This is a genomic window from Streptomyces sp. NPDC059455, assembly GCF_042750115.1.
Classification (GTDB): Bacteria; Actinomycetota; Actinomycetes; order Streptomycetales; family Streptomycetaceae; genus Streptomyces; species Streptomyces endocoffeicus.
Window position 1 is genome coordinate 20,193 of sequence record NZ_JBHYVB010000070.1, and the last position, 10,595, is coordinate 30,787.

Genomic DNA, 10,595 nt, shown 5'->3' on the forward strand with positions numbered 1-10,595 from the left:
ACGGCGACCACAGCCGGCGCCCTGGGGCCCCTGACGACGCGCAGGCACCCGGCGAAGCCGGCGACCGCGCCGGCGGCGGCGCGAACGCCGGAGTCAAGGGCGGCGAGCAGCGTGCCGCTCGTGCCGTTCTGCCGCGCGGGGTCCGTGAACGACTCGAAGTAGGACGGCGCTCCGCGGAGTCCCGCCCAGGTCTCGCACTGTTCGGCGACGCGGACGACCTGCCGTGCCGCGGTCACCGTGCCGGTGTCGGCCGCGCGGTCCAGTGAGGCCCGCAGACCGGTCAGTGCCTGCGGCACCCTGCCCAGCCGGACCGCTACCGCCGACCAGTCCTCCTCGGTGCCGGTGGGCATCAGGTCGAAGACCTCCCGCAGGTGCTGCACCGGGCTGAACGTCACGTTGAGGGCGCCCAGGTCCAGCCCGGCATCGTGCACCTCCCGTGTCACGCCGCCCCGTTCGGCGAAGACGGCCTGTGCGACTCGCTCGGTCGCATCGGCCGGCTGCGCCGCCTCGATGTGCCGTACCGCCCGGGCGCTCAGCTCCGCCCGCGCCAGGTGACCGTCCGGGGAGTAGTCGGTCAGGTCCTGTTCGTTCCCGGGGATACCGAGGTACGTCGCCATGATCGGATCGAGGGCGGCGTAGTCGGCGACATAGGCGTCGCTGAGCGCGTGCACCCCCCGCTGGTCCGGACGTCCGCCGTCACGGTTGGACATGACGTGTGCTCCTCCCGTTCCCGGCCGCCGCGGCGGGCGCCGGTGCCCGGCCCAGGCGATCGGTGATCACCTCGATGACGCGGTCGTGCGAGGGCAGCAGATAGAAGTGGTCACCGCCGGGGAAGGTGAGGAGTTCGCAGTCGGCCGAGGTGTGTTCGGCCCAGGCGGCGGCGCTCTCCAGCGGGACGAGCGGATCCTGGTCCCCCACCAGTACGGTGACCGGGCACGCGATCCGCCGTCCGGGCGGGCAGTGGTAGGTCTCGACGGCCCGGTAGTCGCTGCGCAGCGGCGGCAGGACGGATTTCAGCAGATCGGCGTCCGCGGCCACCCTCGGGTCGGTGGCGGTCGACTGACGGAGGTGGGCCGTCAGATCGGCGTCGCTCATCAGGTGGACCAGCGGGGCGGTGCTCCGGGCGGGCCGGGCGGGCGCCGCCCGGCCGGACGCGAAGAGCCGCGCCGGGCCGCGTCCGGTGGCCTCCTGGAGCAGACGGGCGGCCTCGAAGGCGATCACCGCCCCCATGCTGTGGCCGAAGAACGCCGGCGGCCGGGCGTCGAGGCGTGCCAGGTCCGCCGCCACCCCCCGGGCCAGGTCCCGGACGTCGTCGACGAGTGCGTCCCGCACACGGTCCTGCCGTCCGGGGTACTGCACGCAGAGGACTCTGAACCGCGGGGACAGCGCCGCCGAATACGCGCGGAACGAACTCGCCGAACCTCCGGCGTGCGGAAACATGACCAGCGTTCCCGCTGACCCCTGACCGGTATGGAATTCCCTGAGCCATGGGGCCTGTTGCGGCATTTGATGTCAACTCCCGGTCGGTAGGGCATTTCGGTGCCGACGGCACGGCGCACCAAGAATAATCACGAGCCACCACTCGACGGGGACCGTACTTTGGTGGGGGCCAGCGGACACGAAAGTGGGTCGGGCGGCATTCATTGGCGTTCGTGCCACGGCAAGGTGGTGCGGATTCGTTGACTCGGCCGCCGCGACCCGGACAAGCTGATTCCCCCGAGGAAGGCACCCCGCCCGGATTCCCGGCACCGGTTCCAAGTGAATTCCGTTCATTCCTCCGCACGTCGGTGTGCGCCGCGAGGAATGTCCCACAGGAGGCGCGCGCCATGGGAAGGCTTGCCGAATGACCGATGATCATGTGGCCGTCACCGAAGCCGCGGTGCCCCGGCAAGCACCCCGAGTTCTCCCCGCTCCCCTGACCCAGCGGCATCTGCACCGGCTGCACAGGTCGGCACCCGCGGCCGGCGCCGTGGTGCGCTGTTACGCCCTGCCCACGTCGGCGGACGACACCTTGGTCCATGAGGCGATCCGGGCGGTCGTACTCCGGCACGAGGCGCTGCGCACCCGGTTCGCCGAGCACGACGGGACGGTCGGTCTGCTGGTCGACGGGTCCGCGCGACCGGACTGGCGGGTCATCGACGTCGCGGACGCGGCGGCGGCACGGCGGCAGCTCACACGGGAGGCGGCCCGGCGGTTCGACCTGCACGCCGCTCCCCCGTTCCGGGCCGTCCTGGTACGCGCGCCGGACACTCCTCCCACGCTGCTGCTCGTCGCGCACCACACCGTCGCCGACCGTCGTTCCATGGAGATCATCGGCACCGAACTCGCCGACGCCTACGGTTCCCTGGTGGACGGCGGGCGCGCCACGGCATCACGACCGGCGCGCCAGTACGCGGACTTCGTCGCCTGGCAGGAGGAACGGCTGGGCACCGCGGAGGCCAGGGCGGAGCTGGACTTCTGGCAGAAGCAGCCGGCCGGGGAGCCGGGTGGCCTGCGGCTGCCCTTCGTGCGGCCGTACGCCGCGGAGGGCTCCGCGCCGGACGCCGAACCGTGCGCCTTTCCGCTGCCGGGCGAGGCCGTGCGCGCGCTGGACACACAGTGCCAGGAGGCCGGCACCTCCGTGTCCACCGGCCTGCTGACCGTCTTCGCGGTCCTGGTCGACCGGTACGGCGGCCCGTCCGACGTCCGGCTGGGAGTCGTGGCCGCGGACCGGGCGGACGACCGGTTCCGGGACACGGTGGGCCGCCTGGAGACCATCCGCGTACTGCGCTGCGAGCTGGCCGACGCGCCGTCATTCCGGGAGGCCCTGCGGCGCACGGCCGCGGTGGCGGCACAGGCCGGGGAGTACCGGACCCTGCCGTTGGAGAACCTCGCGCCGCCGCCGGACTCCGGCGACGCGACCGCACCGCTTCCGGGGTACACCGTGGCGTTCGCCGAGACCGGCGCCCGTCGGCCGTCCCTGCCGGTTCCGGGCGGGGCGGTCACGGAGCTGGGCGCGGCACCGGACTCCGGATCATTCACCGGTCCGTACGCCCTCGGTCTCGAAGTCGTCCTGGACGGCGACGAACCCCGCGCCGTGCTCCGCTGCCCCGGCGGTCTGCTCCACGGACTGACCCTCCAGCAGTTGGCCGACTCCTACCGCCGGCTGCTGACCGGCATCGCGAAGGACCCCGACCGGTCCGTGGTCGCCCTGGACATCCTGGACGAGCGGGAGTACGCCCGGCTGGCGCCGCCGCCGGCCGAAACACCCATCCAGGACGAGGCCTGCTGCCACGACCTCTTCACGGAGCAGGCGCGGCGGCGCCCGGACGCCACCGCCGTGATCCATGAGGGGACCACCCTGACCTACCGTGAGCTGGACCGGCGCAGCAATCAACTCGCGCACCGGTTGCGTGCGCTCGGTGTGGGGCCCGAGACACTCGTCGGCCTCTCGATGGACCGTTCGGCCGACCTCGTCGTGGCGATCCTGGGCATCCTCAAAGCGGGCGGCGCGTACGTCCCGCTCGATCCGTCCTCCGCCCCCGCCCGCCTGCGGTACATCGTCGAGGACTCCGGGATCACCCACCTGGTCCGGGCCGGCGAGGGCACGGGGCCGGCCGACGGGTTCGGCGGCCGGGTGGTCGACGTGAGCGCGGACGCCCCGAGCGACGCCGCGGATGCCGGACGCGCCCCCGAACGCACGGCGACGGCGGACAACCTGGCGTACGTCATCTACACCTCCGGGTCCACCGGCCACCCGAAGGGGACGCTGATCCCGCACCGCAACATCACGCGGCTCTTCAGCTCCACACGGGCCTGGTTCGGCTTCACCGAACGGGACGTGTGGAGCCTGTTCCACTCCTACGCGTTCGACTTCTCGGTCTGGGAGATCTGGGGAGCGCTGCTCCACGGCGGCACGCTCGTCGTGGTCCCGTACGAGGTGAGCCGGTCCCCCGAGAAGATGCTACGGCTGCTGCGCCGTACCGGTGTGACCGTCCTCAACCAGACGCCCTCCGCTTTCCACCAGTTGATGAAGGCGGAGGCCGCGGACCCCGTCGGCGAGGACACCCCCCTGGCACTGCGCTACGTCGTCTTCGGCGGCGAGGCGCTCGACCCGCCCGGCTTGCGCCCCTGGATGCTCAGGCACGGGGACGAGCGGCCGCGGCTGGTGAACATGTACGGCATCACCGAGACCACGGTCCACGTGACCTACCGGCCCGTCACCTTCGCGGACACGGCCGCCGGCCGGCCCAGTGCCATCGGGGTCCCCATCCCCGACCTTCAGCTCTACGTGCTCGACCCGCACGGCCGTCCGGTGCCGCGGGGCGTCGCGGGAGAGCTGTACGTCGGCGGTGCGGGGCTGGCACGGGGCTATCTGGACCGGCCGGAGCTGACCGCCGAGCGGTTCCTGCCGCACCCCTTCGGGGGTGGTCCGCACGCCCGCGTCTACCGCACCGGTGATCTGGTGCGGCAGTTGCCGGGCGGGGACATGGAGTACTGCGGGCGGCTGGACGACCAGGTGCAACTGCGTGGCTTCCGTATCGAACTGGGCGAGGTCGAGGCCGCGTTGTCGCGGTACCCGGGCGTGGCGGACGCCGTGGTGGTCCTGCGGTCGGACCCGCCGGGCGGCGACCACCTCACCGGGTACCTCCTCACCACGGACGGCGAACTGGACGAGAACGCGCTGCGGGCCGAGCTGGCGGACCGGCTGCCCGACTACATGATCCCGGCCTTCCTCGTGGTCCTGGACGAGCTCCCGCTGACCGTCAACAGCAAGGTGGACCGTGCCCGGCTGCCCCATCCGAAGCGGCTCCGGGCCGCCCCCTCGACGGACCTCGTCGCCGGACGCGATCATGTGGAACGCACCCTCGTGCGGCTGTGGACGGAGGTCCTCGGGCACGACCGGATCGGCATCGACTCCCCCTACTACTCGTCCGGCGGCGACTCCATCCGGAGCATCCAGATCCTGGCCGCGGCCCGCGAACACGGACTGGACTTCGACATCGCCGAGCTGGCGCGCCGGCAGACGATACGGGAACTCGCTCCGGTCGTACGCACGGTCTCCGCGACCTCACAGGCCCGCTCGGACGCCCCCTTCACCGCGCTGAGCCGACACGACCGGGCCAAGGTGCCCGAGGGCGTGACCGACGCCTATCCGCTGTCCGCCCTGCAGGCCGGCATGATCTACCACAGCGAACTGACGGCGGGCAGCGGCGCGGACGGCACGGAGCAGCTCTACCACAACGTCACGAGCTACCACCTCCGTGCCGCGTACTCGGAAGAGGCGTGGCGCCGTGCGGTACGGAGCGTGCTGGCCCGGCACGAGATCCTGCGCGTCTCCTTCGACCTGGACACCTTCGACGAGCCGATGCACCTCGTCCACGAGGACGTTCCCCTGCCGCTGTCCTTCGAGGACCTCGGCCACCTCTCTCCGGAGGCGCGGCAGGCGGCGGTCGAGAGACGCTTCCGTGCCGAGCGGCGGCGGCCGTTCGCATGGCGGACCGCGCCGTTGATCCGCTTCCATGTGCAGCGGCGCTCGGCGGACACGTTCCAGCTGCTGGTCGTCGAGCACCACGCGATCCTGGACGGCTGGAGCGAACGGTCGCTGCTGGCCGAGCTGTTCAGCCGGTACCGCGACGAGGTGACGGGCACCGCCGACCCGCGGCCCGCCGATCCTCCCAGGTCGCGCTTCCGCACCTTCGTCGAGCTGGAACGGGCGGCCCGTGACAGTGCGGACGAGCGGACGTTCTGGGCCGCCGAACTCGCGGGAGCGCCACGGACGACGCTGCCGCGATGGCAGCGGCCCGCGGCGGCGGACGCGGCCATGGCCTGCGCGGACGTGCCTTTTCCAGCATCGCTCTCCGACGACGTGCTGGAACTGGCCGATCTGCTCGGGGTACCCGTACGGACCGTCCTGCTCGCCGCGCACCTGCGTGTGCTGGCCGTGCTCAGTGGCAGCGACGACGTGCTCACCGGCGTCGTGTACAACGGCAGGGCCGAGGAGCAGGACGGCGACAGGGTTCTGGGCGTCTTCCTGAACACCGTCCCGATGCGCGGCCGGCTGCCCGGCGGGAGCTGGCTCGATCTCATCGGTCACACCGCCGAGGTGGACCAGCGGCTCCACGAGCACCGTCGGTTCCCGCTGGCGGAACTCGGCTCGCTCGGCGCGGACGCCCCCGTCCTGGAGACGTACTTCAACTACACGCACTTCCACGTCTACGACTCGGTCGGCGGGTACGACGACTTCCAGGTGCTGGACGAGGAGTGGGCCGCGCACTCCAGCTTCCCCTTCGGTGTCGAATTCTCCCTCGACGGGGCCGCCGGCGCGCTGGTGATGGCCCTGCGGTACGACTCGGGCCGTTTCGCCGCCGAACAGATCGGCCTGTTCGGCGACTACTACCTCAACGCGCTGCGTGCCATGGCGGCGGACCCCGGCCTGCCGTACGCGCACACCCCGCTGCTGTCCGCCGGCGAACTGGAGCGGCAGCGGAAGTGGAACGACACCGGTCGGCACTTCCCCGGTGACCAGGTGCTGCACCGGATCATCGAGCGGCGGGCCGGACGCACGCCGGACATTCCGGCGGTCCGCTGCGAGGGAGAGTCACTGACGTACCGGGAGTTGACGGAGCGCGCCAACCAACTCGCCCACCGGCTGCGCGAGCTGGGTGCTGCACCGGGCCGTTTCGTCGCTCTCGACCTGGACCGGTCACCGGAGCTGATGATCGGGCTGCTCGCCGTGCTCAAGGCGGGAGCCGCGTATGTGCCGGTCTCCCGTGAGGACCCGGCCGACCGGGTACGCGAGCTGCTGGCGGAGGCGGAGCCGGTCGTGGTGTTGAGCACCGTGGCCGGCCGGGACCGCCTGAACGGCACGGGAGCCGTGGTCGAGTGCGTCGACGGCCGTGATCCGCGGTGGGCGGCGTACCCGGCGGACGACGTCCCGGACACCGCGGGACCGCGGGACCCGGCCTACATGATCTTCACCTCCGGCTCCACCGGCCGCCCGAAGGGAGTGGTGGTCCCGCACCGCGCGATCAGCAACCGGCTCCTGTGGATGCAGCACGAGTACCGGCTCGCCGAGCGCGAACGGGTGCTGCAGAAGACTCCGTACACCTTCGACGTCTCGGTGTGGGAGTTCTTCTGGCCACTGATCTCGGGCGCCACCGTGGTGCTGGCCCGGCCCGGCGGCCACCGCGACCCGGAGTACCTGGCCGGGCTGATCGAGCGCGAGGGTGTGAGCACGGTCCACTTCGTCCCGTCCATGCTACAGGCGTTCCTGGATTCCCTGGACGACCGCGAGATCCCCCGTTGTGCCAGGCTGACCAGGGTCTTCTGCAGTGGTGAGGCGCTCGCCCACGATCTGCAGCAGCGCTGTATGGCACTCCTGGACGCCGATCTGCACAACCTCTACGGCCCGACGGAGGCCGCGGTGGACGTGACCTTCTGGCACTGCCGCGCCGACGGGCCGGAGGTCGTGCCCATCGGCCGCCCCATCGCCAACGCCGAGACCCACGTACTCGACCGGGACCTGAACCCGGTGCCGCTCGGCGTCACCGGTGAACTCCACCTCGGCGGTGTGTGCCTCGCCGACGGCTACCACCGTCGGCCCGAGCTGACCGCGGAGCGCTTCATATACCTCAGCCGTCCCGACGGCACCCGTCTGCGGCTGTACCGCACCGGTGACCTCGCACGGTGGCTCCCGGACGGCGTCCTGGAGTTCGCCGGCCGGGCCGACGACCAGATGAAGATCAACGGCATGCGGGTGGAACCGGGCGAGATAGAGGCGATGCTGGGCGGTCACCCGTCGGTACGGGCCTGCGCGGTGCTGCTGGAGTCGGACCGTCTGACCGCCTATGTGGTGCCGGCATCCGGCGGCGAGCCGGACCTGACGGCCTGCAAGTCGTTCCTCGGGCAGAAGCTGCCGAAGCACATGGTCCCCTCGGCGTGGCGCCGCATCGACCACATGCCCCTGACCTCCAGCGGCAAGGTCGACCGCAAGGCCCTGCCCGCGCTGGGGGCGCCCATGACGGAGGCTCCAACCCTCCGTGTCCCGCCCCGGGACCCCTGGGAGGTACGGCTGCTCTCCGTCTGGGAGGGCCTGTTCGGCACCGGACCGATCGGCGTCGACGACGACTTCTTCGAACTCGGCGGGCACTCCCTCTCGGCGCTGCGCCTGGTCTCCCTCATCCGCGCGGAGTTCGGCACCCGGCTGCCGCTCCCGGCCGTGCTCGACTCCCCCACCGTGGCGGCGCAGGCCGCGCTGCTGCGCTCGCCCGAGGAGGGCACCCAGCGGGACACGTCGCTGGTCACGCTGCGCGCCGGCGGTACCCGACGCCCCCTGTTCCTCGTCCATCCCATCGGTGGGAACGTGTTCTGCTACCGGGCGCTGACGGCCGCCCTCCCCGAGGACCAGCCCGTCCACGCGTTCGCCGCCCGGGGTTTTGAGCCCGGGGCCGACCCGCTGCCGACCGTCGGGGCGATGACCGAGCGCTATCTGACCGAGCTGCTCCGCGTCCAGCCGCACGGTCCGTACCGGCTCCTGGGCTGGTCCTTCGGCGGCCTGGTCGCACGGGAGATGGCCGCGGAACTGCGTGCGGCCGGTCAAGAGGTCGATCTCCTCGCCCTCCTGGACACCGGCCACCCGGGCGGAGCCGGGCGGCCCGCGACCGCGGAGGCCGGGGAGTTCGACGAGGAATCCCTGATGCGGCACTTCGCGGAGGACCTCTGCCGGGCGGCCGGACTCCCTCCGCTGCCGCTGGAACGCGCCGCGGCGCGCCCGGGGGCCGGCACGGCGGACGGCGCTGCCGCGCCGGCCCGGCTGCTCGGCGAACTGCGGGCCGCCAAGGCCCTCCCCGACCTGGGGCCGGACCAGTTCGAACGCGCCTACCGCGTCTTCCGGGCGAACGCGCACGCCCTCGCCGGGTACGAACCGGCCCCGTACCCGGGGCCCCTGCTCTACTTCCACTCCGCCGACGCGGAGGGCGCGGCCCGTGCGGAAAGCTGGCGCGACAGCACCGACGGTGCGTTCACCGCCCGCCCAGTCCACGCCGATCACTACACGATGCTGCACCCACCGCATATCGAGGCCGTCGCCCGCGATCTCACGGACTCCATGGACGACGGTACCAACCCGTAATCAGGAAGCGAGGAGCACCGTGGCACTGACGGCGAAGAGCGGCCCGGGGGGCACGGCGATACGGCCGCCGGCCACCGCGGCACAGCGGCGGCTGTGGGCGGCGGAGCAGCTGACCGGGGGCAGCGGAGAGTACAACGTCCCGGTGGCGCTGCGGTTGCACGGCCCGCTCGACACGCCCGCCCTGCTGCGCGCCCTGCACACCCTGCTCACCCGGCACGAGTCGCTGCGCAGCACCTTCGACGTCGGCCTCGGCGGCACACTGCGCTGGACCGCGCGCGCACCGGAGGAGTACCCCGTCGAGCAACGGGACTTCTCCGGCGGGAGCGACCCGGCCGACGCGGCGGTCGGGTACGCGGACGAGCTCGCCCGGCGGCCGTTCGACCTCGGTCGCGAAGTCCTCCGCACCGGGCTGCTGCGCCTGGCCGACGACGACCACATACTCGTGTGCGTCGGTCACCACGTGGTCTTCGACGACTGGTCGGTCGCCGTCCTCTTCCGGGAGCTGGAGGTCCTGTACGCGCTGGCCGTCAGAGGAGTCGCGCTCTCGTCGGCGCTGCCCGCCCTGACGTATGGCTACACGGACCTGAGCCTGGACGAGCGCCGGAACCTGACCCGGGGCCGGCTGGACACGCACCTGTCCTACTGGCAGGACCAGTTGTCCGACGCCCCCGCTCTCCGCCTGCCGGCCGACCGGCCGCGCCCTGCCACCCGCACCGCGCACGCCGGCCGGCACCGCTTCACCCTGTCCGCCGAGCTGACCGCCCGCCTCACCGAAGTGGGCCGGTCCTCCCGCGCGACTCTGTTCATGACCCTCCTGACCGGGTACCACGCCCTCCTGAGGAAGTGGACGGGGCAGACGGACATCACCGTCGGCACTCTCGTCACCGGGCGCACCACCCCCGAGCGGGAAGCACTCATCACCTGCATGGTCAACACGCTCGCGATACGGTCGACAGCTCCTCGCGAGGCCACGTTCGCGCAACTCCTCGGCGAGGTGCGCGAGCGTACGCTGGCGGCGTTCGCGCACCAGGACGCACCCATCGACGAGGTCGTCGCCCGTCTTCCGAACCGTGGCGGCGACCCCCTCGTCCAGGTGATGTTCGAGTTCCAGAACACCACCATGGACGTCGCCGCGCTGCACGGAGGAGCCGGAGAATTGCCGGCGTTCCTGGGCCTGCGCACCGTCGCCCAGCCCTTCAACCGCCTGACCGCGCGCTACGACCTCGAACTGGCCGTCGGCACGACGCCGGACGGGCTGGTCGGGAGCATCGTCTACCCCTCCGACCTCTTCACGGAGGACACCATCGCCGCTCTCGCCGAGGACTACACCGCCGTCCTGCACGCCGTCGCGGCGCAGTAGGGCCCGGGTGGTGGGGGGGCGGGCCGGGGGTGGGTGACACGGGCGGCGGGGCCCCCCTCGGGGGGGGGGGTGTGGGGGGGGGCGGGCGGGCCCGCCCGGCGCCGGGGGCGGGGGGGGCCGCGC

The 10,595-nt window shown here is 72.3% G+C and carries 4 protein-coding genes; 2 read left to right on the forward strand and 2 right to left on the reverse strand.

Annotated features, from left to right (window positions below; translation table 11 throughout):
* Together ACFXB5_RS24625 and ACFXB5_RS24630 are read right to left on the reverse strand one after the other, a co-directional pair.
* Positions 1-710 (reverse strand): DUF885 family protein (locus ACFXB5_RS24625; protein ID WP_385211528.1); only part of this gene is annotated, 710 nt, incomplete at its 3' end.
* Complete coding sequence (locus tag ACFXB5_RS24630) at positions 697-1,506, reverse strand: thioesterase II family protein (protein WP_385211530.1); 810 nt, start codon at positions 1,504-1,506, stop codon at positions 697-699. The genes ACFXB5_RS24625 and ACFXB5_RS24630, both read right to left, overlap by 14 nt.
* Positions 1,507-1,843: 337 nt before the next feature.
* On the opposite strand from ACFXB5_RS24630, the gene ACFXB5_RS24635 reads away from it, so the two are divergent.
* Both ACFXB5_RS24635 and ACFXB5_RS24640 read left to right on the forward strand, forming a co-directional pair.
* On the forward strand, positions 1,844-9,112 hold the full coding sequence (locus ACFXB5_RS24635) for an amino acid adenylation domain-containing protein (RefSeq protein ID WP_385211532.1): 7,269 nt from the start codon (positions 1,844-1,846) through the stop codon (positions 9,110-9,112).
* Between the two features lie 19 nt (positions 9,113-9,131).
* On the forward strand, positions 9,132-10,472 hold the full coding sequence (locus ACFXB5_RS24640; protein WP_385211534.1) for a condensation domain-containing protein: 1,341 nt from the start codon (positions 9,132-9,134) through the stop codon (positions 10,470-10,472).
* The last annotated feature ends 123 nt before the right edge of the window (positions 10,473-10,595 follow it).